At 71.9% G+C, this 24,430-nt stretch carries 21 protein-coding genes; 12 read left to right on the top strand and 9 right to left on the bottom strand.

The window, feature by feature from the left end; all coding sequences use genetic code 11:
• Positions 1–79 precede the first annotated feature (79 nt).
• Both hrpA and BMY97_RS36625 read left to right on the top strand, forming a co-directional pair.
• The gene (gene hrpA / locus BMY97_RS36630; protein WP_425425384.1) at positions 80–3,907 is read left to right on the top strand and encodes an ATP-dependent RNA helicase HrpA; all 3,828 of its coding nucleotides are present in this window, start codon (positions 80–82) and stop codon (positions 3,905–3,907) included.
• Positions 3,908–4,087: 180 nt separating this feature from the next.
• A complete protein-coding gene (locus BMY97_RS36625; protein WP_245787689.1) occupies positions 4,088–6,448 on the top strand; it encodes a ricin-type beta-trefoil lectin domain protein in 2,361 nt (786 codons plus the stop codon).
• Positions 6,449–6,498: 50 nt separating this feature from the next.
• Here BMY97_RS36625 and BMY97_RS36620 read toward each other — a convergent pair whose 3' ends face one another.
• Together BMY97_RS36620 and BMY97_RS36615 are read right to left on the bottom strand one after the other, a co-directional pair.
• Positions 6,499–6,888 (bottom strand): hypothetical protein, encoded by a 390-nt coding sequence (locus BMY97_RS36620; protein ID WP_091626614.1) that lies wholly within the window; start codon positions 6,886–6,888, stop codon positions 6,499–6,501.
• A gap of 23 nt (positions 6,889–6,911) precedes the next feature.
• Positions 6,912–8,621 (bottom strand): bifunctional 3'-5' exonuclease/DNA polymerase, encoded by a 1,710-nt coding sequence (locus BMY97_RS36615; protein ID WP_091626611.1) that lies wholly within the window; start codon positions 8,619–8,621, stop codon positions 6,912–6,914.
• 165 nt (positions 8,622–8,786) lie between these two features.
• Here BMY97_RS36615 and BMY97_RS36610 point away from each other — a divergent pair, with 165 nt between their 5' ends.
• A complete protein-coding gene (locus BMY97_RS36610; RefSeq protein ID WP_091626608.1) occupies positions 8,787–10,433 on the top strand; it encodes an acyl-CoA synthetase in 1,647 nt (548 codons plus the stop codon).
• Positions 10,434–10,437: 4 nt separating this feature from the next.
• Here the strand turns inward: BMY97_RS36610 and BMY97_RS36605 are convergent, their stop codons facing one another.
• Complete coding sequence (locus BMY97_RS36605; RefSeq protein WP_091626605.1) at positions 10,438–11,373, bottom strand: hypothetical protein; 936 nt, start codon at positions 11,371–11,373, stop codon at positions 10,438–10,440.
• A 332-nt stretch (positions 11,374–11,705) separates the two neighbouring features.
• Between BMY97_RS36605 and BMY97_RS36600 the strand changes: the two genes are divergently transcribed.
• The 3 genes from BMY97_RS36600 to BMY97_RS36590 are packed head-to-tail and all read left to right on the top strand — an operon-like array spanning position 11,706 to position 14,189.
• The gene (locus BMY97_RS36600) at positions 11,706–12,458 is read left to right on the top strand and encodes an SDR family oxidoreductase (RefSeq protein WP_091626602.1); all 753 of its coding nucleotides are present in this window, start codon (positions 11,706–11,708) and stop codon (positions 12,456–12,458) included.
• Entirely contained in the window at positions 12,455–13,531 is a 1,077-nt protein-coding gene (locus BMY97_RS36595) for a phosphotransferase family protein (protein ID WP_091626599.1), read from the top strand. The genes BMY97_RS36600 and BMY97_RS36595 overlap by 4 nt, the downstream gene beginning before the upstream one ends.
• 1 nt (position 13,532) lies before the next feature.
• The gene (locus BMY97_RS36590; RefSeq protein WP_091626597.1) at positions 13,533–14,189 is read left to right on the top strand and encodes a histidine phosphatase family protein; all 657 of its coding nucleotides are present in this window, start codon (positions 13,533–13,535) and stop codon (positions 14,187–14,189) included.
• Here the strand turns inward: BMY97_RS36590 and BMY97_RS36585 are convergent.
• Together BMY97_RS36585 and BMY97_RS36580 are read right to left on the bottom strand one after the other, a co-directional pair.
• Complete coding sequence (locus BMY97_RS36585; protein ID WP_091626594.1) at positions 14,186–15,013, bottom strand: enoyl-CoA hydratase family protein; 828 nt, start codon at positions 15,011–15,013, stop codon at positions 14,186–14,188. The genes BMY97_RS36590 and BMY97_RS36585 overlap by 4 nt on opposite strands.
• On the bottom strand, positions 15,010–15,702 hold the full coding sequence (locus BMY97_RS36580; RefSeq protein WP_091626592.1) for an SDR family NAD(P)-dependent oxidoreductase: 693 nt from the start codon (positions 15,700–15,702) through the stop codon (positions 15,010–15,012). The genes BMY97_RS36585 and BMY97_RS36580 overlap by 4 nt, the downstream gene beginning before the upstream one ends.
• 79 nt (positions 15,703–15,781) lie before the next feature.
• Here BMY97_RS36580 and BMY97_RS36575 point away from each other — a divergent pair, with 79 nt between their 5' ends.
• The 5 genes from BMY97_RS36575 (at position 15,782) to BMY97_RS36555 (ending at position 20,645) form a co-directional block, all read left to right on the top strand.
• On the top strand, positions 15,782–16,597 hold the full coding sequence (locus tag BMY97_RS36575) for a PaaX family transcriptional regulator (RefSeq protein ID WP_091626589.1): 816 nt from the start codon (positions 15,782–15,784) through the stop codon (positions 16,595–16,597).
• A gap of 8 nt (positions 16,598–16,605) precedes the next feature.
• Complete coding sequence (locus tag BMY97_RS36570; RefSeq protein ID WP_091626586.1) at positions 16,606–17,397, top strand: tryptophan 2,3-dioxygenase; 792 nt, start codon at positions 16,606–16,608, stop codon at positions 17,395–17,397.
• Positions 17,394–18,587, top strand: a complete 1,194-nt coding sequence (locus BMY97_RS36565; protein WP_091626584.1) for a kynureninase — start codon at positions 17,394–17,396, stop codon at positions 18,585–18,587. Before BMY97_RS36570 ends, BMY97_RS36565 begins: the two co-directional genes overlap by 4 nt.
• 169 nt (positions 18,588–18,756) lie before the next feature.
• Positions 18,757–19,830 carry a Glu/Leu/Phe/Val dehydrogenase dimerization domain-containing protein gene (locus tag BMY97_RS36560; protein WP_091626581.1) on the top strand — a complete coding sequence of 358 codons (1,074 nt, stop codon included), beginning with the start codon at positions 18,757–18,759 and terminating at the stop codon, positions 19,828–19,830.
• Complete coding sequence (locus tag BMY97_RS36555) at positions 19,827–20,645, top strand: serine hydrolase (protein ID WP_091626579.1); 819 nt, start codon at positions 19,827–19,829, stop codon at positions 20,643–20,645. Before BMY97_RS36560 ends, BMY97_RS36555 begins: the two co-directional genes overlap by 4 nt.
• A 3-nt stretch (positions 20,646–20,648) precedes the next feature.
• Here the strand turns inward: BMY97_RS36555 and BMY97_RS36550 are convergent, their stop codons facing one another.
• Positions 20,649–21,605 carry a LysR substrate-binding domain-containing protein gene (locus tag BMY97_RS36550; protein WP_091626847.1) on the bottom strand — a complete coding sequence of 319 codons (957 nt, stop codon included), beginning with the start codon at positions 21,603–21,605 and terminating at the stop codon, positions 20,649–20,651.
• A gap of 83 nt (positions 21,606–21,688) precedes the next feature.
• On the opposite strand from BMY97_RS36550, the gene BMY97_RS36545 reads away from it, so the two are divergent.
• On the top strand, positions 21,689–22,651 hold the full coding sequence (locus BMY97_RS36545; protein WP_091626576.1) for an MBL fold metallo-hydrolase: 963 nt from the start codon (positions 21,689–21,691) through the stop codon (positions 22,649–22,651).
• An 86-nt stretch (positions 22,652–22,737) separates the two neighbouring features.
• Here BMY97_RS36545 and BMY97_RS36540 read toward each other — a convergent pair whose 3' ends face one another.
• The 3 genes from BMY97_RS36540 to BMY97_RS36530 all read right to left on the bottom strand — a co-directional run bounded on the left by BMY97_RS36540 (position 22,738) and on the right by BMY97_RS36530 (position 24,410).
• The gene (locus BMY97_RS36540) at positions 22,738–22,923 is read right to left on the bottom strand and encodes a DUF5302 domain-containing protein (protein WP_091626574.1); all 186 of its coding nucleotides are present in this window, start codon (positions 22,921–22,923) and stop codon (positions 22,738–22,740) included.
• Positions 22,924–23,004: 81 nt separating this feature from the next.
• Positions 23,005–23,436, bottom strand: a complete 432-nt coding sequence (locus tag BMY97_RS36535; protein ID WP_091626571.1) for a hypothetical protein — start codon at positions 23,434–23,436, stop codon at positions 23,005–23,007.
• A gap of 107 nt (positions 23,437–23,543) precedes the next feature.
• Entirely contained in the window at positions 23,544–24,410 is an 867-nt protein-coding gene (locus BMY97_RS36530) for an alpha/beta fold hydrolase (RefSeq protein ID WP_091626569.1), read from the bottom strand.
• Between the last annotated feature and the right edge of the window lie 20 nt (positions 24,411–24,430).

The following is a 24,430-nucleotide window of genomic DNA, read 5'->3' as shown; positions in this document are numbered from 1 at the left end:
GTCACGCACGGCTATCCTCGTAACAAGTATGTCCACTCAATCCCCGCTCGAAGCGCTGCGCGCCCGGCTGCCCGAGTTGATGTCGCGTGACGAGCATCGGCTTCGGCGGCGGCTGGACGGCGCCCGCCGGGCCCGTGACGCCCACGCCGTGGCCGAAAAGCTGGCGGCCGATTTCGAGACCGCCGAGCTGCGCGTGCGGCGGCGGCGCGAGAACGTGCCGAAGATCGAATACCCGGCCGAGCTGCCGGTCAGCCGGTTGAAGGACGAGATCGGCGACACGATCCGCGACCACCAGGTGGTGATCGTCGCGGGGGAGACCGGGTCGGGCAAGACCACGCAGCTGCCGAAGATCTGCCTGGAGCTGGGCCGGGGCATCCGCGGCCAGATCGGGCACACCCAGCCGCGGCGGCTGGCCGCGCGCACGGTCGCCGACCGGATCGCCGGCGAGCTGAAGACCGAGCTGGGCGAGGCCGTCGGCTACAAGGTCCGCTTCACCGACCAGTCCGGACAGGACACCCTGGTCAAGCTGATGACCGACGGCATCCTGCTGGCCGAGATCCAGACCGACCCGATGCTGCGCCAGTACGACACGCTGATCATCGACGAGGCCCACGAGCGCAGCCTCAACATCGACTTCATCCTCGGCTACCTCAAACAGCTGCTGCCGCGCCGCCCCGACCTCAAGGTGATCATCACCTCGGCGACCATCGACCCGGAGCGGTTCTCCCAGCACTTCGACAAGGCGCCGATCGTCGAGGTCTCCGGCCGCACCTACCCGGTCGAGGTGCGCTACCGGCCGCTCGTCGACCCGGACGATCCCGAAGCCGACCCGGACCGCGACCAGACGCAGGCCATCGCCGAGGCCGTCGAGGAGCTGTGCGCCGAGGGCCCGGGCGACGTGCTGGTGTTCCTCTCCGGCGAGCGCGAGATCCGCGACACCGCGGATGTGCTCAACCGCATGGACCTGCGCAACACCGAGGTGCTGCCGCTGTACGCGCGGCTTTCCTCGGCGGATCAGCACCGGGTGTTCCAGCGCCACACCGGCCGCCGCGTCGTGCTGGCCACGAACGTCGCCGAGACGTCGCTGACCGTGCTGGGCATCAAGTACGTGATCGACCCGGGCACCGCGCGCATCTCCCGCTACAGCCACCGCACGAAGGTGCAGCGGCTGCCGATCGAGCCCGTCTCGCAGGCGTCGGCCAACCAGCGCAAGGGCCGCTGCGGCCGTACTTCGGACGGCATCTGCATCCGGCTGTACTCCGAGGACGACTTCGACGCCCGGCCCGAGTTCACCGACCCGGAGATCCTGCGCACCAACCTGGCGTCGGTGATCCTGCAGATGACCTCGCTCGGGCTCGGCGACATGGCCGCGTTCCCGTTCGTGGAGCCGCCGGACCGCCGCCAGATCGCCGACGGGGTGCAGCTGCTGCAGGAGCTGGGCGCGTTCGACGCGAACGAGACCACCCGCCTGACCGAGACCGGGCGTCAGCTCGCGCTGCTGCCGGTGGACCCGCGGATGGCGCGCATGGTGCTGGAGGCTTCGCGCAATGGCTGCGTGCGCGAGGTGATGATCATCGCCGCCGCACTGTCCATTCAGGACCCGCGCGAGCGGCCGGCGGAGAAGCAGCAGGCGGCCGACGCCCAGCACGCCCGGTTCGCCGACCCCACGTCGGACTTCCTGGCCTACCTCAAGCTCTGGGACTACCTGGCCGAGCAGCAGAAGGCGCTGACCGGCAACCAGTTCCGCCGGCTGTGCCGCAGCGAGTACCTCAACTACCTGCGCGTGCGTGAGTGGCAGGACATCTTCAGCCAGCTCCGTCAGCTCGCGAAGCCGCTGGGCATCGCGCTGAACACCACGCCGGCCGAGCCGCAGCGGGTGCACACCTCGCTGATCGCCGGGCTGCTTTCGCACATCGGGCTCAAAGACCCGGCGAAGGGCGACTACCTCGGCGCCCGCGGCGCGCGGTTCGGCGTGTTCCCGGGCTCGTCGCTGTTCAAGAAGCAGCCGCGCTGGGTGATGTCGGCCGAGCTGGTCGAGACCTCGCGGCTGTGGGGCCGGGTCAACGCGCGGATCGAGCCGGAGTGGGTCGAGCCGCTGGCCGCGCACGTGGTCAAGCGCAACTACTCCGAGCCGCACTGGGAGCGCAAGCAGGGCGCGGTGATGGCGGTGGAGAAGGTGACGCTGTACGGCGTCCCGCTGATCGCGGACCGGCGCGTGAACTACGGCCGCATCGACCCCGAGCTCTCGCGCGAGCTGTTCATCCGCCACGCGCTGGTGGAGGGCGACTGGCAGACGAACCACAAGTTCTTCGCCGAGAACCGCGCATTGCTCGACGAGGTCGAGGACCTGGAGAACCGGGCGCGGCGCCGCGACATCCTGGTCGACGACGAGACGCTGTTCGAGTTCTACGACCAGCGCGTGCCGGCCGACGTGGTTTCGGTGCGGCACTTCGACAGCTGGTGGAAGAAGGCCCGCCGCGACGATCCGGACGCGCTGTCGTTCGAGAAGTCCATGCTGATCAACGAAACCGCGGGCGGGGTGCGCGAGTCGGACTACCCGGACTCGTGGACGCAGGGCTCGCTGGTCTTCAAGCTCACCTACCAGTTCGAGCCGGGCGCGGACGCGGACGGCGTCACCGTGCACATCCCGCTGCCGGTGCTGAACCAGGTGACCGCCGACGGTTTCGACTGGCAGGTGCCCGGCCTGCGCGAGGAACTGGCGACGCAGCTGATCAAATCACTGCCGAAAGCGTTGCGGCGCAACTTCGTGCCGGCGCCGGACACCGCGAAGTACGTCCTTTCGCGAGTGTCCCCTTCGGACGGTCCGCTGGTCGACGTGCTGTCGGACGAGCTGGAGGCACTGCGTGGCGTGGCGGTGCCGTATTCCGCGTGGGACCTCGCGGCGGCGCCGGAGCACCTGCGGATGACGTTCCGGATCGTCGACGAGCGGGGCAAGAAGGTCGCCGAGGACAAGGACGTCGAGGAGCTCAAGCGGCGGCTGGCCCCGCGCGTGCGCGAGACGATCTCCCGGGCGGCGAACAGCCTGGAGAAGGCCGGGCTGACCGCGCCCGCGTTCGGCGAGCTGCCGAAGGTGTTCGCTTCGACGCAGCGCGGGCACGACGTCAAGGCGTACCCGGCGCTGGTGGACGAGGGCGCGTCCGTGGCCGTGCGGCTGCTGGACACCCCGGCGCAGCAGGAGCACGCGATGTGGGCCGGCACGCGGCGGATGCTGCGGCTGAACCTGAACTCGCCGATGAAGTTCATCACCCGCTCGCTGTCGAACTCCTCGAAGCTGGTGCTGAACCGCAATCCGCACGGCAGCGTGGCCGCGCTGCTGGAGGACTGCGTCGACTGCGCGGTGGACTCGCTGATGGCCGCGGCCGGCGGCCCGGTCTGGGCCGAGGCCGGTTTCGCGAAGCTGCTGGAGCAGGTGCGCGCGGGCCTCAACCCGGCCGTGCTGGACGTGCTGACGGAGGTGGAGCGCATCCTGCGCGCCGCCAACGACGTCGAGACGCGGCTGCCGGACGCGCGCGGCCCGGCGGAGTCGCTGGCCGACATCCGCGCGCAGCTGGACGGCTTGGTGTACGCGGGTTTCGTGACCGAGACCGGCGCGCCGCGGCTGCGTCACGTGGTCCGGTACCTGCGCGGCATCGAGCGCCGCCTGGAGAAGCTGCCCACCGAGCCGACCCGCGATCTCCAGCGCACGGCCGACGTCGCCTGGATCACCGGCGAGTACCGCGCGGCGCTGGCCGCCGTGGCGCCGGGCACGTCTTCCCCGGCGTTGCGTGAGGTGCGCTGGATGATCGAGGAACTCCGGGTTTCGTTCTTCGCCCAGACCCTGGGGACCGCGCATCCGGTCTCGCTGAAGCGCATCACGAAGGCCTTGGACGACGCGCTCGAGGCGTAGGCCGGCACCGGCCAGACTGGTGGCCAGGATGGCCGGAACCCCTTGACAAGACTGGGTTTTCGGGCTTCCGGGCCGCTCGTCGCAAGGTGACCCACGGAGGGTTGACACCACCCCGCCGGTGTATTTCGCTAAGAGGACGTCCCGTTGACAACGTTGTCGGACGACTGGAGACGAAGCCTCATGCGCAGAAAAGTCCTGGCTCTACTGGCCGCGTCGCTGATGCTCGCGTCGGTGCAGACCCCCGCCGACGCCACCGGGACCGGCCCGGCCGCCGTCACCACCGCCGTCAAGATCGACGGAGCCCAAGGCGGCCGCACGTTCGACGGAATCGGCGCGATCAGCGGTGGCGGCGGCAACTCGCGGCTGCTCATCGACTACCCCGAGCCGCAGCGCAGCCAGATCCTCGACTACCTGTTCAAACCCGGTTACGGCGCCGACCTCCAGCTGCTGAAGCTCGAGATCGGCGGCGACGCGAACTCCACCGACGGCGCCGAGCCCTCGATCGAGCACACCAAGGGCGCGGTGAACTGCGACGGCGGTTACGAATGGTGGCTGGCCGAGCAGGCCGTCAAACGCAATCCGCGCATCGAGCTGTACGGCCTCGCCTGGACCGCGCCCGGCTGGCTCGGCGGCGGCAACTTCTGGTCCCAGGACACCATCGGCTACCTGATGACCTGGCTCGGCTGCGCGAAGCAGCACCACCTGGACATCAGCCTGCTCGGCGGCTGGAACGAACGCGGTTACGACGCCGGGTGGTACGAAAAGCTCCACACCGCGCTGGCCGCGAACGGCCACTCGAAGATCAAGGTCGTCGGCGCCGACTCCGACTGGGGCATCGCCGACGACATGGTGAAGGACCCGGCGCTGGCCAAGGCGGTCGACATCGTCGGCGCGCACTACCCGTGCAGCGGCGGTGACGGCGGCGACGCGATCACCTGCGCCACCACCCCCGCGGCCACCGCGACCGGAAAACCCTTGTGGGCCAGTGAAAACGGCTCGCAGGACATCAGCCAGGGCACACCGGCGCTGATCCGGTCGATCACCCGCGGGTACCTCGACGCGAAGATGACCGCCTACCTCAACTGGCCGCTGCTCGCCGCGATCACGCCGAACCTGCCGTACAGCACGGTCGGGCTCGCCGTCGCCCCCGAGCCGTGGTCCGGCGCGTACAGCCTCGGCAAGAGCACCTGGGCCACCGCGCAGGTCACGCAGTTCACGCAACCGGGCTGGACCTTCATCGACAGCGCCAGCGGCTACCTCGGCGGCGACCGCGCCAACGGCAGTTACGTCACCCTGAAGTCGCCGAACCGGCGCGATTACTCGACCATCCTCGAGACCACCACCGCGACCGCCGCGCAGACGGCGTCGTTCACCGTCGCCGGCGGGCTCTCGACCGGCACCGTGCACGTCTGGGCCACCGATCTCGGCACCGGCCCGGACTTCGCGCACCTGCAGGACATCCGTCCCGCCAACGGCAGGTTCTCGCTCACCTTGCAGCCGAACACCGTCTATACGATCTCGACCACCACGGGCCAGGGCAAGGGCACCGCGAGCAGCCCGGCGTCCGGTGGCATGAAGCTGCCGTACGCGGACGACTTCAACGGCTACCCGAAGGGCAAGGAGGCCAAGTACTTCGCGGACATGCAGGGCTCGTACGAGGTCCAGCCCTGCACCGGCCGCGCGGGCAGCTGCCTGCGGCAGATGGCGCCGATCCGGCCGATCATCTGGCAGGACGACTCCGACGCGTACTCGATGATCGGCGACCCGAAGTGGGGCAACTACACGGTGTCCGCCGACGTCCGGCTCGCGAAGCCGGGGACCGCGGAGCTGCTCGGCCGGGCGAACACCCAGTCCCGCCCGCAGGCCGACCAGAACGCCTACTGGTTCCGCGTTTCCGACGCCGGCGCCTGGTCGATCGTCCGCAGTGACACCAAGGGCACGTACACCACCATCGCGAGTGGACAGACGACGGCGATCGGCGTCGGGCAGTGGCACACCCTTTCGGTCACCTTCCAGGGCAACCGGATCACCGGCACGGTGGACGGCAAGCCGGCCGGCTCCGCGACCGACGGCTGGTGGACCAGCGGCCAGGCCGGGATCGGGCTCACCGGTTACCAGACCGCGGAGTTCGACAACTTCGCGGTCACCCCGGGCAGCGGGTCGACCACCCCGCCGACCGGGCCGATCACCGCCGGCTCGGCCTGCGCCGACGGCAGCCCCGCCGCGACGAACGGCGCCGCCGTCACGGCCGCCCCGTGTGTCACCGGCTCGGCCCAGCAGACCTGGACCGTCGACAACGGCGCGGTGTCCTCACGCGGCAAATGCCTCGATGTCTTCGGGCAGGGCACGGCCGACGGGACGAAGGTCGAGCTGTGGGACTGCAACGGCGGCCCGAACCAGACCTGGCTCGGGCAGTCCGACGGCACACTGCTTTCCTTGCAGAGCGGCAAATGCCTGGACAACCCGGGTGACGGGCAGCAACTGGTGATCACCACCTGCACGGCGGCCGACAGCCAGAAATGGGCCCTGCCGACCAGCTGAGGCAGTGCGGCGGGGAGGCACGACCTCCCCGCCGCACCGTCACCGGCTGCCTACTTCACGGTGGGAGGCTTTCCCGACCTGCGCCGAAAACGCCGATCCAGCGCGGTGCTCGCCCCCACGCAGGCCACGATGCCGCCCAGCGCGCCGAACACCAGTGGATTGGTCCAGGACGGGACGCCCTCGTAGGTGGTGCCGTCCTGGAAGACGCAGGTCCAGTGCAGGGGCAGGAAGCCGCCGTCCAGGTGATCGAGCGGTGCACTGGCGGGGACGATCTCCTTCGCGCACCGCTCCCGGACTTCGCCGACCGCCGTGAGCGCGCCGCCCGCGAGGTAAGCCAGCAGGGGAGCCCGAACAACAGCGGGACGGCCGTCCAGGGCGCGTTCGCGGTCCGGGAAGGTGTGCGCGCCATCGATCCCCCCCCAGGTCGGCCGAGTGACCATTCTGCCAACAGATCGGCGGTCGCCTACTTCGCGTCCGCGTACGTCTCCACCGGGGCGATGTGCATCGGGAACCGGACCGGGCAGGCCTCGCCGAACAGGAGGCGGGCGGCTTCCGCCACGCAGGCCTCGATGAGGTCCGACACTTCGCCGGCGAGGGCGGCCGGGGTGTGCACGATGACCTCGTCGTGCTGGAAGAACACGAGGTGGGCGGGGGCGGGGAGCCGCTGGCGCAGGGTCGCGAGCAGCACCGCGGTCATGTCCGCCGCGCTGGCCTGCACGACGAAGTTGCGGGTGAACCGGCCCCAGCCCCGGGACGCGCGGCGGGCGCGGGTTTCCGCCGCCTCGTCGTCGGCGACGCCGCCGGTCAGCGCGCGCCAGGCGGCCGACGGGGCGGGGGAGGTGCGGCCCAGCCGGGAGCGCACGCGCTCGCCGCGTTCGCCCGCCGCCGCGGCATGCTCCACATAGGACACGGCGTCCGGGAAACGCTGGCGCAGCAACGCCAGCAGCGGACCGGCCTCGCCCGAGGTGCCGCCGTACATGGCCGACAGCATCGCGATCTTCGCCTTCGACCGGTCGTCACGCGTGTCGCCGGCGACCACCGGCACGTACCTCGCGCCGGAGAACAGCGCCTCGCCCAGCCGGGCATACAGGTCCGTGGCCGCGGCGACCTCCGCGAGCCGGCGGTCGCCGGACAGCGCCGTGAGCACCCGCGGCTCCAGTTGCGCCGCGTCGGCCACCACGAGCGACCAGCCCGGATCCGCCCGGACACACGTGCGCAGCACCTTCGGGATCTGCAACGCCCCGCCGCCGCGCGTGGCCCAGCGCCCCGACACCACGCCGCCCACGATGTAGTGCGGCCGGAAACGCCCTTCGCCGACCCATTCCTCGAGCCACGCCCAGCCGTTGGCCGAGTGCAGCCGGGACAGCTCCTTGTACTCCAGCAACGGTTCCACGGCGGGATGGTCGATCTCTCGCAGGAAGTGCTTGCGGGCCGAGGGCACCTCGATGCCTTCGCGCGCCAGCGCCCGCACCACGCTCGGCGGCGAGTCCGGGTTCACCGCCCGGCCGCCGAACGCCTCGGTGATCCGCGCGGCCAGGTCCACCAGCGCCTTCGGCCGCTGCCCGGCCGGGACCCGTGGCCCCAGCCGCCGTTCGAGCAGCTCCAGGTGCAGGTCCGCCCGCCACGGCAGCCCGTCGGCCGTCATCTCCTCCGCGGCCAGCGCGCTCGCGGACTCCGCGGCCAGCAGCAGCCGCATCCGCCCGGGCGAGGGCAGGGCCGCGACGCGCTTCTCCTGCTCCGCCAGCACCCGCCGCGTGGCAGCCAGCACCGTCACCCCGGCCGGCAGCCCCGGCCCGCGCGGTGAGAACAGCGTCGGCTGCGCCGCCTCGCCGGCGCCACCGCCACTGAAAGCGGGCCCGTCGTCCGGCGGCTCCTCCCTGTTGGCCCGCGCCCACGCCGCGCGCAGGCTCCGCGACTGCCCCTCCTCTCCGTCGTACGCCAGCAGCAGTCCCTCGGCCAGGCTGAGGTCGTGGCACCGCTGCACCCGGACCCCGGCCGCGACCAGCACCGGGTAGAGCGCCGCCACCGACGGGAACACCCACCGCGGTGCCCCGTCCGCCTCCCGCCGCCGCACCTCGGCCACCCACTCGGCTTCGGACAGCCCGGTCAGCGGGCCCGAAGGGTCGTCGATCGTGTAGCCGGAGTCCTCCTCCTGCCCGGTGATCACCTGCACCCCCGCATTGTGCGCGAAGGCACCGACAATTCCGGCCGCCGAACCCGGCCGCGACTGCCTGGTGCGGCCCGGCCCGGCTTCGGCTACTGTCGAGTAGCCCCCATACCGCCGGTACGCCGACGGCGGTGTGGCTCTCTCTCCCGCCGCAGCAACGGAGGTGCCCGGATGAGATACCCGGCCGGTGTGTCCGAGCTCGCCAGCCTGGTCACGGACAAGGTGACGGAGACCGTCCGCAGCGTCGACGTGATGCGCCGCGCCGGCCTGGTGCCGTTCCCCCGCCTCGACGAGGGGGTGCGGTCGCTGGTCGCCATCCGGCGGTACGGCCCGTTCGCCGGGGCCAACCACATCGCCGCCCGCCGCGACCCCACGGCCGTCGGGATCGTCGACGAGCTCGGCCCGCTCACCTTCAAACAGCTCGACGACCAGTCGAACGCGCTGGCCAGGGCCTGGTCCGAGCGCGGCCTCGGCCCGGGCTCGGTGATCGCCGCGCTGTGCCGCGACCACCGCGGGCTGGTGCTGACCATGGCCGCGTCCGGCAAGCTCGGCGCGCGCCTCCTGCTGATGAACACCGGGTTCGCGAAGCCGCAGCTGGCCGACGTCGCGGAGCGTGAAGGCGTCACGGCGCTCGTCTACGACCAGGAGTTCACCGGCCTGCTGGACGCGATCTCGCCGTCGGTCGACCGGTACCTGGCCTGGGTCGACCAGGGCCAGGACCACGCCGGCCGGGCCATCCCGGTGCTCGACGAGATCATCGCCAGCACCGACGACCGGCCGATGCCCTCACCGGTCAAGCCCGGCGGGTTCGTGCTGCTCACCAGCGGGACCACCGGAACGCCCAAGGGCGCGCCGCGGCCGCACACCTCGGCACTGGCGTCCGCCCAGTTCCTGGACCGCATCCCGCTGCGCGCCGGCGAAGCGACGTACATGGGCGCTCCGCTGTTCCACGGCACGGGGCTTTCGCAGTTCATCCTGTCCTTCGCGCTCGGCTGCACCGTGGTGATGCGGCGGAAGTTCAGCCCGGAGGAGGCGCTCAAGGGCATCGCCGAGCACCGCTGCACCGCGCTGGTCCTGGTGCCGACGATGCTGCAGCGGATCGTCGACCTGCCCGCGCAGACCCGCGCGAAGTACGACACCTCGTGCCTGCGGATCATCTTCGTCGCGGGCTCCGCGCTGTCACCGGACCTCGGCAACCGCGCGAACGAGGAGTTCGGCCCCGTCGTGCACAACCTGTACGGCTCCACGGAGGTCGCGGTCGTCACCGTCGCGACGCCGGAGGACTGGCAGCGCGCACCCGGCACGGTCGGCCGCGCGCCGGTGGGCTGCCGCGTCGCGCTGTATGACGAGACCGGCAAGAAGATCACCGAACCGCACGTGACGGCGCGGGTGTTCGCCGGCAGCGGCCTCAGCTTCGGCGGCTACACCGACGGTCGGCACAAGGAGATCATCGACGGCCTGCTCTCCAGCGGCGACGTCGGCCACTTCGACGAAGAAGGCCTGCTCTTCATCGACGGCCGCGACGACGAGATGATCGTCTCCGGCGGCGAGAACGTGTTCCCGATCGAGGTGGAGAACCTGCTCGTCGAGCGCGAGGACGTCGTGGAGGCGGCCGTGATCGGCGTCGAGGACGCGGACTTCGGCCAGCGCCTCAAGGCTTTTGTCGTGCGGACCGGGGAATCGACGCTGGACGTCGAGGGCGTGCGCGAGTACGTGAAGGCCAACCTGGCCCGCTACAAGGTCCCGCGCGACGTCGAGTTCCTGGAGGAGCTGCCGCGCAACGCCACCGGGAAGGTCCTGCGCTCCAAGCTGAGCTGAGGCGTCATTCCCATTCGATGCCGTAGATGCCCGGCCCGAAGTCCAAAGCCACCGCGTGGACGCCGTGCCCGCCGTCGAGTTCCAGACGGCGGCGGGACGGCGTTCCCTCGTTGGGGCGGGCGTACTGCCAGCACCGCTCGGGCACCGCTTCGGGCGTGAAACGGACCTCCAGCAGGTATTCGCGCACGGGCCGCCGGAATTCGCGGTAGTGCGTGTTCCGGCATTCCGGGTACGGCGGGCCCGAATTGGTCAGCGAGTACTCGATCAGATGCGTCTCACCGCGGTCCACGCTGCGCTCGAAGAGCAGCTCGGCGACGAGGATTCCGTGCGCGTCGTCCACTTCGGCGCGGCCGACGCGGCAGTTGCGGACCGCGTGCAGCTCGGGCACCGTCGCCGCGTCTCCTTGGGCGTACACCAGAAGCCAGCGGTCCTGGCCGTCCGCGCCGGCCTGGAACACCGCCCGCGCGGTGACCGAGCGCTGGCCGCCGTCCTCGGCGATCTCGCACAGGTCGTGCAGGCCGACGAGCTTCAGCTGGTTCTGCTGGTCCAAAGCGTTCGGCGCGCCGACGCGGTCGAGCAGCGGCTGCAGCGTCTCGCGGGTGAAGGTGAGCGGCTCCTCGCCGGCGCGGTCCCGCCGCGCCGCGCTGCCCCGCGGCCGGGGCGGCGGCAGCAGGCCGAGCAGCGAACCGGTGGGCACGCCGAGGATCTCCTCCAGCACCCGCACCGCCGAAAGGGAACCGGACCGTTCGGGCTGGCGCTTGCCGGACTGCCAGTAGCTCAGCGCGGTGACGCTCACCGCCGTGCCGCGGGCCCGCAGCCGGGCCTGGATCCGGTCGAGCGAGAGCCCGCTGGTGGCGATGGCGGCCCGCAGCGCGGTCGCGAACGCGGTCCGCGCGTCCGCCGCGCCCGGTCCGGCGCCGTTCGCAGCTCCACCCGCCATGTCCTGATCCGACCGTCCCCGCCGCTGGTCCGTTCACCTGGAGTGCCCAAGCCGACACGCAGACGTTAGCAGGGTCCCGCCCTGCTCAGGGCCCGGTCGCTGGAGCGAACGGCCTAGTACTGGCAACTGTGAACCATTGCCCTGACCTGGGCGGTCGAGTTTGTATGGCCTTCGTACCCGTCGCGCCCGGGCCCCCGGCGCGGCGTCTTCTTCGGCCCCGGCTGCCGGACCGCGCCCCGCGCACCGCCGATGGCCGTACCTGGTACCGGTGGCCCGGCGATGCCCCCAGCGCCGGGCCACCGGTTTGGTTACCAGCCGGTAGGATCCGCTTCATGGTCCTGCGGCAGAACATCCTGATCACCGGCGCCAGCTCGGGCCTCGGCGAGGGCATGGCCCGGCAGTTCGCGGCCCGCGGCCGCAACCTCGCGCTCTGCGCGCGGCGCACCGACCGGCTCGACGCGCTGGCCGCCGAACTCAGGGCGGCGTACCCGGGCATCACGGTCTTCACCAGCAGCCTCGACGTGAACGAGCACGACCGCGTTTTCACCGTGTTCGACCGGTTTCGCGCCGATCTCGGCTCGCTGGACCGCGTGATCGTCAACGCGGGCCTCGGCAAGGGCCGGCCGGTCGGCACCGGCCGGTTCGACGCCAACCGGCAGACGCTGGAGACCAACTTCGTCGCCGCGGCCGCCCAGATCGAGGCCGCCGCCGGCATCTTCCGCGAGCAGCGTGAAGGGCACCTCGCGGTGCTGTCCTCGTTCATGGCGATCCGCGGGCTGCCCAAGAACTCCACCGCGTACGCCGCCTCGAAAGCGGGCATCTCGGCGTTTGTGGCCGGCACGCGGGCGGAACTGCGCCGCAAGGGCATCGCGGTCACCGAGATCCGGCCCGGCTACATCGAGTCCGAGATGTACGACCGGACCGGCGGCAGCCCGCTGGCCACTCCCGCGGAGGCCGGTGCCCGCGCGCTGGCGAAAGCGGTCGAGGCCGAGCCGAAGCTGGCGTATGTGCCGTCGTGGCCGTGGGTCCCGCTCGCGGTGGCCGTGCGGCTGGCCCCGGAGCGCCTGCTGAGGAGGTTCGCGTGAGCACCGGAAACGCCGACGGAACGGTCGGCGTCCGCGCCGAGGACGCCTTCGACGCCGCGGCCGTGCACGCCTGGCTGTCCGGCCGCGTATCGGGGCTCGGCGACCGCCCGCCGGTGGTCCGGCAGTTCCCCGGTGGCGCGTCCAATCTGACGTATCTGCTCGCGTACCCGGGCCGCGAGCTGATCCTGCGACGCCCGCCCGCGGGCCGCAAAGCCGTTTCGGCGCACGACATGCGGCGTGAGTACCGTGTGCAGCGCGCGCTGAAGCCGGTGTTCCCGTACGTGCCGGCGATGCTCGCGTTCGGCACGGCTGAAGACGGCCCGCTGGGCGGCGACTTCTACGTGATGGAGCGGCTCGGCGGCCTGATCCTGCGCGGCGACCTGCCGGCGGGCCTCGACCTGACGCCGCGGCAGGCGCGTGAGCTGTCCGGCCGGGTCGTCGACCGGCTGGTGCAGCTGCACTCGGTGGACGTCGACGCGGCCGGGCTGGCCGACCTCGGCAAAGGCGCGGGTTACGTCGAGCGCCAGGTGCGCGGCTGGACCGGGCGCTTCGGGAAGGCGCGCACGGACGACGTCGGCGACTTCGCCGGGGTGATCGGCTGGCTGACGGAAAACCAGCCCGGCGAGGCCCGGATCTGCTTGGTGCACAACGACTACCGCCTCGACAACCTGGTACTCGACGGCCCGGCGACCCTTCAGGTCACCGGGGTGCTGGACTGGGAGCTGGCCACCCTCGGCGACCCGCTGATGGAGCTGGGCAGCACCCTGTCCTACTGGGTCCAGGCCGATGACGACGACGTGATGAAGGCCAGCCGGCGCCAGCCGACGCACCTGCCCGGCATGTACACCCGCGAAGAGTTCGTCGCCCACTACGCCGAAGCCGCCGGCATCGAGGTCGGCGATTGGCGGTTTTACGAGGTGTACGGACTGTTCCGGCTCGCCGTCGTGATCCAGCAGCTCTACCGCCGTTACCGTGACGGCGACACGCACAACCCGGCGTTCAAGGACTTCGGGCCGTTCGTCCGCTACCTCGAAGGGCGCTGCCGCGAGGTCATCAAGAAGGGAAGGGCCTGAAATGGGCGCCATCTACCTCGTCCGCCACGGCCAGGCCTCGTTCGGTGCCGAGGACTACGACGCGTTGTCCGAGCGCGGGTTCGAACAGTCCACTGTGGTCGGTGCGGAGCTGAAGCGCCGCGGGGTGACGTTCAGCCAGGCCCGTTCCGGTTCGCTGGCCCGGCAGCGGGACACCGCGGCGACCGCGTTGAAGACGCTCGGCGCGGACGTTTCCGTGGTCGAAGACCCGCGCTGGAACGAGTACGACCACGTCGACATCGCCCGGCACCACGCCGGCGGCGCGGCGCAGGAAGACTCCCGCGCGTACCAGAGCGTGCTCGACGCCGCACTGCGCGCCTGGGTCGAGGCGGGCGAGAGTGGGCCGTGCGCCGAGACATGGCCCGCGTTTCTCGCGCGCTGCACGGAGGCGCTCGCCGACGTCGTCGCTTCACTCGGCAAGGGGGAGCACGCGGTCGTGTTCACCTCCGGCGGCGTGATCGGCGCGGTCTGCGGCGCGTTGCTGGGCGCGCCCGAGACGGGCCTGCTGAAGCTGAACCGCGTCACGGTCAACGGCGGCATCACCAAGGTGACCTCGGGCCGCGGCGGGGTGAACCTGCTGACCTTCAACGAGCATCCGCACTTCGAGGGGGAGACCGCGGGGCTGCTGACCTACCGTTAACGTCCCGTCCACTGTGGACTACGACCGGCCGTCCAGGCGGCGTAGAACTCCTTGTGGTCCTTGGCGGTCATGAGCAGCGCCTGGGTGATCGCCTCCAGCTCGATGGCGCCGCCGAGGTCGGTGTCGAGTTCGCGGGTCAGCAGGACCTTGGTGGTGGAGTAGGCCAGCGCCGGGCCGTCGGCGAGACGGCGGGCGAGCGCCTGCGCCGCGGCCGGCAGCTCTTCGTCCTCGACGACCTGGCTGGCCAGGCCGATCGTTTCGGCGCGGGCGGACTCGAGCTTGTCGCCCAGCATCAGCAGTTCCGTGGCGCGGCCGAGGCCGACCAGGCGCGGCAGCAGGTACGCCGCGCCCATGTCCGCGCCCGCCAGCCCGACCTTGGTGAACAGGAAGGCGAACTTCGCCGAGCGCGCCAGCAGCCGGAAGTCGCTGGCCAGCGCGATCACCGAGCCCGCGCCCGCGGCGATGCCGTTGACCGCCGCGATCACCGGGATCGGCGTCTCGCGCAGCGCCTTCACCACGGCGCCGGTCATGCGGGTGAACTCCAGCAGCTCGGCCGTCTCCATCTTCTGCAGCTCGCCGATGATCTCCTCGACGTCGCCGCCCGAGCAGAAGCCGCGGCCGCGGCCGGTGATCACCAGCACCCGCACGTCGCCGCGGTGCGGCAGCTCCAGCACCAGGTCACGCAGGTCCGCGTAGACGTCGAAGGTGAGCGCGTTGAGCTTGTCCGGCCGGTCGAAGGTCAGCGTCGCGACCCCGTCGTCCACCGTGAAACCGAAGTGCTCCCACGATTTCGTGAGCGGGGGCGTGGCGCGGAACGGGCTCATTTCTGGATTCCTCCACCGTCGAGTACGAGGGTCTGTCCGTTGATGGCGGCGGCTTCGTCCGCGGCCAGGAAGGCCACCGCGAAGGCGACCTCCCGGGGTTCGAGCAGCCGCCCGAGCGGCGACGAGGCGGCGAGCGCGGCTTCGGCGGCCGCCTCGTCCCGGCCGGTGCGCTCGTGGATGCGGGCGATCGAATCCGCCGTCATGTCGGTGCGCACGAACGCCGGGCACACCGCGTTCGCCGTCACGCCGGTGCCGGCCACCTCCGCCGAAACCGCGCGCATCAGCCCGACCGCCGCGTGTTTCGACGCCGTGTACCCGGCGGTGTAACGGTAACCGGCGTGGCCCGCGGTCGAGGCCACCGTGACGATCCGGCCGCGGTCGCGCTCCCGCATGCCCGCCAGCACCTCGCGGGTGCACAGGAAGGCACCGGTGGCGTTGACCGAGAACTGGCTCCGCCAATCGTCCAAAGTGGTCTTCGCGGTGGGCGCGCTCGACGAAACGCCGGCGTTGTTCACCAGGACGTCCACCGGGCCGACTCCCGCGAAGTACGCGCGCACGGCCGCCTCGTCGGTCACGTCGCACTCGCGGCGGCCCGGGGCGAGCACTGTGTCGCCGGCCTCGGTGAAGCGCGCGGCGATCGCGGCGCCGATGCCGCGCGTGCCGCCCGTGACGACCACCAGCCTCGTCATCCGGCTCCTCTCCGCACTGGGAAGCAGGTCACACCCGGAAAGCTACACCGCAGCGGGCTGGGGTGTATAGAGTCGTCACGTGCCCGAACCGAACGCCGCCGGCCCGCAGGAGCTGGTGATCACGCTGCTGGGCAGCTACGTGTCGCCGCGCGAGAGCCGGCGCGTGTGGTCCGGCGGCCTCGTCGCGCTGCTCACCGAGCTGGGCTTCTCCGACGGCGCCGCCCGGATCGCGCTGACCCGGCTGGTGCGCCGGGGCCTGCTCGCCCCGCACCGCGAAGGGCGGCTGGTGCACTACTCGCTGACCCCGCGCACCGTCGCGCTGCTCGCCGACGGCGACCGGCGGATCTTCGGCCTCGGCCGCGGCGACCGGCCCGCCGGCACCTGGACCGTGCTGTGGCCGGCCGTCCCGGAAAGCCGGCGGCAGGCGAGAGAACGGCTCGTGCGGCGGCTGCGGTTCCTCGGCTTCGGCCCGGTGCAGGACGGCACCTGGATCGCGCCGCACGACCGGGAAGCCGAGGTGCTCGCGCTGCTGGCCGAACTGGACGTGACCGAGCACGCCGGGCTGATGCTCGGCACCCCGTCGGCGGCACTCGACGTGCGCCGCTTCGCCGGGCGCGCCTGGGACCTGGACGAGCTTTCCGCGCGGTACGACGCCTTTGTCACCGAATTCGGCCGCTGCCCCCGGGAAAAGCTCAGCGACGCCGAAGCGTTTTCCGCGCGGACCCGGCTGGTGCACACGTTCCGCGTGTTCCCCTCACTCGACCCGGAGCTGCCCGGCGAGCTGATCCCCGCGCCCGGGCGGCGCGCGGCGGCCATCACGCTGTTCCACGACCTGTACACGGCGCTGGCCCCCGCGGCGCAGCGCCATTTCGACCGGACCCTATCGACGAGGTGAGGACCACCATGACCGGAACCGCCGACACCCAGGCCGCGCTGAGCTACACCTCGTACCTCGCGCTCGACGAGCTGCTGGAAGCCCAGCGCCCGCGTTCCGACGAGCACGACGAGCTGTTGTTCATCGTGATCCACCAGGTGTACGAGCTGTGGTTCAAGCAGATCCTGCACGAGGCCGAGTTCCTCCAGGAGAGCCTGGCCGCCGGCCGGACCGCGCACTCGATCCGCACACTGCGGCGGATCCTGACCGTGCTGAAGGTGGTGGTCGCGCAGATCGACGTGCTGGAGACCATGACCCCCAGCCAGTTCACCAGTTTCCGCGCCCGGCTCGACGCGTCCAGCGGCTTCCAGTCGGCGCAGTTCCGCGAGCTGGAGGCGGTGCTCGGCCGGCGCGACGAGCGGGTGTTCGCGCATTACCCCGAAGGCGGCGGCCAGCGCGAGCGGATCGCGGCCGCGATGGGGCGCCCGTCGGTGTTCGATTCGTTCCTCAAATACTTGTCGGCCCGCGGATACGACGTCAGCTGTGATCGAGACGTCACCCGCCCGGTGGAACCCTCTTCCGAACTGCAGGCGGTACTGCTGAAGGTCTACCAGGACGACGGCGGCCCATCAGTGGTCGCGGAGTGTCTCGTCGACCTCGACGAAGGGATGCAGGAGTGGCGTTACCGGCACGTGAAGATGGTCGAACGGACCATCGGCGACAAGACCGGGACGGGTGGCTCGTCCGGCGCGACCTACCTGCGCACCACCCTCTTCCAGCCGATGTTCCCCGACCTTTGGGCAGTACGGAGCCAACTGTGACCTCGCTGGAAGCCTTGCGCGCCACCCCGAACGCGCTCGCGCCGCACTACTCGCGCTTCGGCGTGGCCGACCGGCTGCTGCTGTCCGCGCATTCGCACCAGGCCTGGCCGGACGTCGCCGAGGAGGGCCTGCTGGAGGCCTTCGCCGACGCGGCCCGCGACGTCGACGAGAAGTGGGACCGCGCGTTCGCGAAGGCCGACGAGCTGCGTGGCGGGTTCCGCGCGCTGCTCGCCGACCCGCACGGCGAGTACGCGCTCGGCGCGAGCACGCACGAGCTCGTCGTCCGCTTCCTGTCGGCGATCGAGCTGCCGAAGCGGCCGCGGCTGGTGACCACCGACGGTGAGTTCCACACCCTGCGCCGTCAGCTCTCGCGGCTCGAAGAGGAGGGCGTCGAGGTGGTCCGCGTCCCGGTGGAGCCGGTGCCGACGCTCGCCGAGCGGATCGCCGCGGAGGTCGACGGGAACACCGCCGCGGTGTTCGTCTCGGCCGTGCTGTTCGAGACCGGACGGCTGGTGCCCGGGCTCGCGCACCTCGCCGACGCCTGCCTCGGCGGGTCCGTGGAGCTGGTCGTGGACGCCTACCACGCGCTCGGCGTGGTCCCGTTCTCACTGCACGACCTGGGCCTGACCAACGCCTGGGTGCTCGGCGGCGGGTACAAGTACCTCCAGCTCGGCGAGGGCAACTGCTTCCTGCGGCTGCCCGCGCACGCGCAGGAGCTGCGGCCGGTGGTGACCGGCTGGTACGCGGAGTTCGGCACGCTCGCCGAGACGCGCCGTCCCGGCGAGGTCGCCTACGCCACGGGCGGCACCCGGTTCGCGGGCGCCACCTACGACCCGTCCAGCCACTACCGCGGTGTGCGGGTGATGCGGTTCTTCGCCGAACACGGGCTGACGCCGGAGTTCCTGCGCGAGGTCTCCCGGCACCAGGTCGGGCTGCTCGCGGAGTGCTTCGACGGCCTCGGCCTGCCCGCGGACGTCGTCTCCCGCGACCGCGAGACGCCGCTGGGCCGGCTCGGCGGGTTCCTTTCGCTGCGCAGCCCGGAGGCCGGACGGCTGCGGGCGGCGCTGGCCGAACAGGGCGTCCGCACCGACAGCCGCGGCGAGCACCTGAGGTTCGGCCCCGCGCCGTACCTTTCGGACACCCAGCTGGAAACGGCGATGGGGACGCTCGGCAAGGTGGTCGCGGGCTAGCCGCTCCCGGATACCGACGACCTCCGGTGGTCACGCCGCGCGCGGGGATCTAGGTTGGCGGTGTGCGTGCTGCCCGGGCGGACGACCTTCGCCCGGGCAGCGCGCGCAAGCCACCCTCACACTGCGCGCGGCCACGAACCGCGCGCCGGTAGACAAAGGAGTCACCACCGTGACCGAAGGAGTGTTCGGCCGGCACAGCGGCCATGAACAGGTCGTGTACTGCCACGACGAGGCCAGTGGCCTGAAGGCCATCATCGGCATCTATTCCACCGCGCTGGGGCCCGCGCTCGGTGGCACCCGCTTCTACCCCTACGCCTCCGAGGACGCGGCGCTCGACGATGTGCTCGCGCTGTCCAAGGGCATGGCGTACAAGAACGCGCTGGCCGGGCTCGACCTTGGCGGCGGCAAGGCCGTGATCCTCGGCGACCCGGCCACGATCAAGTCCGAAGCGCTGCTGCGCGCGTACGGCCGCTTCGTGCAGTCGCTCGGCGGCCGCTACATCACGGCCTGCGACGTGGGCACGTACGTCCAGGACATGGACGTGGTGGCCCGCGAGACCGGGTTCGTCACCGGCCGCTCGCCGGAGGACGGTGGCGCCGGCGACTCGTCCGTGCTCACCGCGTACGGCGTGTACCAGGGCATGCGCGCTTCCGCCGACCACACCTGGGGCGTGCCGGAGCTGTCCGGGCGCCGGGTCGGGGTCGCCGGGGTCGGCAAGGTCGGGCACATCCTGGTCGGCCACCTCGTGGAGGCCGGGGCGCAGGTCGTGATCACCGATGTTTCGGCGCCGGCCCTCGAGCGCACGCGGGCGGCGTACCCCGGCGTCGAGGTGGTGTCCGATGTGGACACTCTGATCCGGTCCGAGCTGGACGTGTTCGCGCCGTGCGCGCTGGGCGGCGTGCTGACCGACGAGACGGCCGCGGCGCTGCGGGCCAAGATCGTCTGCGGCGCGGCGAACAACCAGCAGGCCCACCCGGGCGTCGACAAGCTGCTGGCCGACCGCGGCATCCTGTTCGCGCCGGACTACCTGGTCAACGCCGGCGGCGTGATCCAGGTGGACGACGAGCGGCACGGGTTCGATTTCGCCCGCGCCCAGCGCAAAACCACGGCGATCTTCGACACCACGAAGGCCGTGTACGCGCTCGCGAAGGCCGACGGAGTCCCGCCGGCCGCCGCGGCCGACCGGCTCGCGGAGCGCCGGATGGCCGACGTCGGCCGGCTGCGGTCCATCCTGACCGTGTGACTCCTGAAGAAATCCTGACCGCGGCGGGCGTGCGGGGCTTCCTGCACGCCCGCCGCGTCGACGGCGCCGGACCGGACACCGGCTTCGGGATCGACGAGCCGGTGGTGCTGTCGTCGGTCGTGAAAGTCCCGCTGGTGCTGGAATTCGCGCGGCAGGCCGCCGCCGGGCAGCTCGACCCGCGTGACCGCGTCCGCGCGCGGGCCGCGGACCGGCTGGGCGGCGCGGGCTCGGCCGGCTGTGCCGACGACGTCGAGTACAGCCTGCGCGACGCGGCCCGGCTGGCCATCTCGGTCTCCGACAACACCGCGGCCGACCTGCTCTTCGACCGCGTCGGCGTCGAAAACGTCCGCTCGCTGACCGCCGAGCTGGGCCTGGCGGGGACGCGGATCTTCGGCAGCCCGCGTGACGTCCTGCGCACGATCCTGGACGACGGCGAGGCCGGGCGGCCGCTGCGCGCCCTCGATCCCGCGTGCACCTCGGCCGGCACCCCGCGCGAGATGACCGAGCTGCTGTCGCTGATCTGGCGCGACGAGGCCGGGCCGCCGTCGGCCTGCGCGCTGGTCCGCGACCTGATGGGCCGCCAGGTGAACTGGCACCGGCTCACCGCGGGCTTCCCCGCCGAGGTCGCGGTCGCGGGCAAGACCGGCACGATGCCGGGGCTGCGCAACGAAATCGGCGTCGCGTCCTATCCGGACGGCACGGACTACGCGATCGCGGTCTTCACCCGCGGCGGCTCGGAGAACCTCCGCGAGCCGGCGATCGACCGCGCCATCGGGGAAGCCGCGCGGACGGCGGTGGAGCAGCTGCGCGCGTAGGCCTCAGCTGCGTTGGTAGAAGACGTCCCACGGCCGGGCGTCCTCGGCCGGGGCGGGCAGGACGCGGGACACCCCGTCGTCCTGCAGCACCCGCGCGGCCACCTCGGCGAGCCGCGCGGCCTGTGGGTGCGGGCTGACGACGGGCCAGGCGAAGGACATCCGCGCGTGCAGCGCGCCTTCGGCCAGTGGACGCCAGACGACCCGGGGTTCCTTGCGTGCCACCGTTCCCGGCTCGAACGCCACGCCGTGCCCGGCGAGCACCAGCCCCAGCACGAACTCCGGATTGCGCGCGTGGTGCACCGCCGCGGGCCGGAACCCGTGCTCCCAGCAGGTGCGCAGCACAGCGTCGTACCAGCCGGGGGCGGCCGCGCGCGGGGACAGCACCAGTCCTTCACCGGCCAGATCGGCCAGGCCCGGCTCGGTGCGGCGGGCCAGCGGCGAGTCGCGGGGGAGGACCACGCCGAGCGGGGTGTCGACGACCGGGCCCAGCCGCAGCCCGACGACGTCCACCGGGTGCTGCAGCAGGCCCGCGTCCAGCTCGTGCCCGGTGAGCAGCCTGGACTGCTCGGCGGTGGTCAGCTCCTGCAGGTCGAGCCGGACGTCCGGGTGCGCCGCGGCGAACGCGGTGACGATCGCGGCGAGCAGGCGGCCCGGCACCTCGGGCGGGATCCCGACCCGCAGCGCGTCGATCTCGCCGCGCCCGGCCTTCGCGACGAGCGTGGTCATCCGGTCCCACCGGGCGAGTACGTCGCGGGCCTCGGCGCGCAGGACCTCGCCGGCTTCCGTGAGCGTGGTGTGCCGGGGGCCGCGGTCGAACAGCCTCGCGCCCAGCTCGGCTTCGAGCCGTTTGATGCGCTGGGACAGCGGCGGCTGCGCGATGCCCAGCCGATCGGCGGCGCGGCCGAAGTGCCGTTCGTCGGCGACGGCCAGGAAGTAACGCAGCGAACGGAGGTGGTCCACGCGGCGACGATAGCTTTTCGGGTATCGGAAGCGCGAGGGTTCGATCTTGGACATCACCCGCCCGGCCGTGCTTCGGTGCGGGCATGGACGAACGACTGAGCCGGCGCGGCCTGCTCGGCGCGGGCGCGGCGGCGGCCGCCCTGCTGACCGTGCCCGCGACGACCGCGTCCGCGAGCGCCCCTAAGCCGGGCGCTTCGCGGATGACCTTGCGCTGGTGGGGAAACAACGGCTGGGAGATCCGCGTCCCGAGCGCAGACGGGAGGAGCGAGAAGACCGTGCTGATCGACCCGTGGCTGACCCGGTTCAAGACCGGGACCTACACCCCGCAGGGCGCGGACCCGAAGACCCCGCTCTCGGTGGACCGCGCGCTGATCGACCACCACGTCGACAGCGGGCAGCTGCGCGCGGACCACATCCTGGTCACCCACGGGCACTACGATCACCTCACCGACGTCCCCTACCTGGCCGAACGCACCGGTGCCACGGTGTTCGGCACCGAGACCCATCTGAGTCTCATGGCGGCGCTCGGCGCGCCGGAGGATCAGCTCGCGGTGGCGAGCGGGGGCGAGTACTTCGCCTTCGACGGGTACACCGTGCGGATCCTGCGCTCCCTGCACTCGGCCACCGGTGCCCGGGCCCAGGTGCCGTTCCCCGGCACGCGCCCGCTCTCGCGGCGCGACCGCCCGCAGACGATCGAGGACCTGCTGGAAGGCGGCACCCTCGCCTACCTGGTCACCGGCGGCGGCGCGAGCGTGCTGGACTTCGGCGGCTCGAACTACGTCGAGTCCGAGCTGGCCGGGCTGGCCCCGGACGTGCTCCTGATGCCCACGGGCGGTGCCGCCGTCGCCGGTTACGCCGCCCGCCTGCTGGGCGTGACCGGCTACCCGCGTTACGTCGCGGCGACGCATTGGGACGATTTCGACCTTCCGCTCACCGACCCGCCGAAGGACGCGGGCGGCCTGACCGCGTTGCGGGACGCCGTCGCCGCGGCCAGCCCCGGCAGCCGGTTCGTGGTGCTGGACCATTTGGGGTCGTTCGTTCCCTGACCAGCGAAGCTTCAGTTGACGGCCCCTGAACGACGGAAGCCCCCTCGCGCGAGGCGAGGGGGCTTCTCCGGGAACAGCGTGCGGGATCAGCCGCTCTTGCGGCGGAACGTGCGCTTGTTCGCGGCGGGGCCGTGGGCGTGCTGGTTCTTGCCGCCGGCGCTCTCGTGCGCGGCGCCGCTGCGGGCACCGGCCTGCTTGCGCTCGAGCGCTTCGCGGAACTTGCGTTTGACGTCGTCCTCCTCGCCGCTGGGCGACGGGTTCGGTTCACTCATGCTTACCTCCGGAACTGACGACGTGTGACCGCCTCAGCCTGGCACTCCCAGGGTGCCTTGGCGAGTCGATTACGACTCTCGTCACGCGGAGGCGACCCGATCGGTTCCTCGCTGCGGCTCGGGCGCACGTGGCGCGGGCACGACCGCGAGCCGCGGTACCGCAACGCTCCGGCGGGCGGCGCGGACGATCGCCGAGGCGGCCAGGCCCAGGACGGTCGCGGCGGCGAGCACGAGGGCGGCCCGCCCGGTCGCGGCGTCGAACACCAGCCGGCCTTCGCGGCCCAGCACAAAACCGGAGTCGACGGCCCACGCGACGAGTGCGACGCCCGTGGTCGCCGCCGGAGTCGTGACCGCGGCGGCGCCGAGCACCACGAGTACCAGCGCCACCAGCGCGTACACCGGATGCGCGGTGGCGCCCCCGAGGTCCGTGACGATGGCGGCGACGACTACCGCCGCTCCGCCGAGCGGGAAGCCGAGCCCGCCCGGGAGCCTTCCGTCCGTGGTGGTGCGCATGTCTTCAGTGCAGCGCGCGCGGCCGCGACCACCGCGGCGGAGGACGTTTTCCGTACGCCCGCCACCGCCTTCTTGACGGCTTCTTGACCTCCCGGCTTCTTGAACCCCTAGCCGCGCGCGGTCGTCCGCACGACGGCCGAGACGATCTCCGGCCACAGCGGCTCGGGCAGGTCGTGGCCCATGCCGGGCAGCAGGACCAGCTCGGCGTCCGGCACCGCGGCCGCGGTGGCCTTGCCGCCGCTGACGTTCACCAGCGGGTCGTCCTCGCCGTGCACGACGGCGAACGGGAGCCGCACGTCGCGCAGCCGCTCGGTCCGGTCGCCGGAGGCGATGATCGCCGCCATCTGCCGGAAGGTGCCTTCCGGGTGCAGCGCGCGGTCGTAGCCGTGGGCGGCCTTCGCTCGCAGGTACTCCTCGGTCGCCGGGTAGCCGGGCGAACCCGTCGTGCGGTACGCGGCGATGCTCTGCTCGATCGCCTCTTCCCGCGTCGCGGCGGGCGGGCGGCTCAGCGCGGCGAACGCGGCCGGGGAAGCCTGTCCCACTGAAGGATCGCCGGTGGTCGACATGATCGAGGTGACGCTCAGCAGCCGTTCGGGGTGGTCGATCGCGAGCTGCTGCACGATCATCCCGCCCATCGACGCGCCGACCACGTGGGCCTTCGCGAAGCCGAGCGCGTCGAACAGCCCGACGGTGTCGTCCGCCAGGTCCGACAACAGGTACGGCGCGGCCGCCTGCCCGGACATGACCGCGGCGACGTCCGCGACGCCCAGCTCGTCGAGATAGCTGGACAGCCCGACGTCGCGGTTGTCGAAGCGGGCCACGTGGAAGCCGCGGCTCGCGAGCAGCTCGCAGAACCCGGTCTCCCAGGTGATCATCTGGGCGCCCAGGCCCATGACCAGCACCAGCGGCGGGTTCGCCGGATCGCCGAAGGTGTCGTATTCGAGTTCGAGGCCGTTGGCCTGTGCGCGTGGCATGCCTCGATAGTGCCGCACCG

It is taken from the genome of Amycolatopsis saalfeldensis (assembly GCF_900110575.1).
Taxonomy (GTDB): domain Bacteria; phylum Actinomycetota; class Actinomycetes; order Mycobacteriales; family Pseudonocardiaceae; genus Amycolatopsis; species Amycolatopsis saalfeldensis.
Note: the sequence above shows the minus strand (reverse complement) of the source record. Positions and strands in the feature narration are given on the sequence as shown.

Coding starts and splice junctions, on each gene's coding strand:
- hrpA (WP_425425384.1), top strand. CDS start 80: ATGTCGCGTGACGAGCATCGGCTTCGGCGGCGGCTGGACGGCGCCCGC.
- BMY97_RS36625 (WP_245787689.1), top strand. CDS start 4,088: ATGCGCAGAAAAGTCCTGGCTCTACTGGCCGCGTCGCTGATGCTCGCG.
- BMY97_RS36620 (WP_091626614.1), bottom strand. CDS start 6,888: ATGGTCACTCGGCCGACCTGGGGGGGGATCGATGGCGCGCACACCTTC.
- BMY97_RS36610 (WP_091626608.1), top strand. CDS start 8,787: ATGAGATACCCGGCCGGTGTGTCCGAGCTCGCCAGCCTGGTCACGGAC.
- BMY97_RS36605 (WP_091626605.1), bottom strand. CDS start 11,373: ATGGCGGGTGGAGCTGCGAACGGCGCCGGACCGGGCGCGGCGGACGCG.
- BMY97_RS36600 (WP_091626602.1), top strand. CDS start 11,706: ATGGTCCTGCGGCAGAACATCCTGATCACCGGCGCCAGCTCGGGCCTC.
- BMY97_RS36590 (WP_091626597.1), top strand. CDS start 13,533: ATGGGCGCCATCTACCTCGTCCGCCACGGCCAGGCCTCGTTCGGTGCC.
- BMY97_RS36585 (WP_091626594.1), bottom strand. CDS start 15,013: ATGAGCCCGTTCCGCGCCACGCCCCCGCTCACGAAATCGTGGGAGCAC.
- BMY97_RS36580 (WP_091626592.1), bottom strand. CDS start 15,702: ATGACGAGGCTGGTGGTCGTCACGGGCGGCACGCGCGGCATCGGCGCC.
- BMY97_RS36570 (WP_091626586.1), top strand. CDS start 16,606: ATGACCGGAACCGCCGACACCCAGGCCGCGCTGAGCTACACCTCGTAC.
- BMY97_RS36545 (WP_091626576.1), top strand. CDS start 21,689: ATGGACGAACGACTGAGCCGGCGCGGCCTGCTCGGCGCGGGCGCGGCG.
- BMY97_RS36540 (WP_091626574.1), bottom strand. CDS start 22,923: ATGAGTGAACCGAACCCGTCGCCCAGCGGCGAGGAGGACGACGTCAAA.
- BMY97_RS36535 (WP_091626571.1), bottom strand. CDS start 23,436: ATGCGCACCACCACGGACGGAAGGCTCCCGGGCGGGCTCGGCTTCCCG.
- BMY97_RS36530 (WP_091626569.1), bottom strand. CDS start 24,410: ATGCCACGCGCACAGGCCAACGGCCTCGAACTCGAATACGACACCTTC.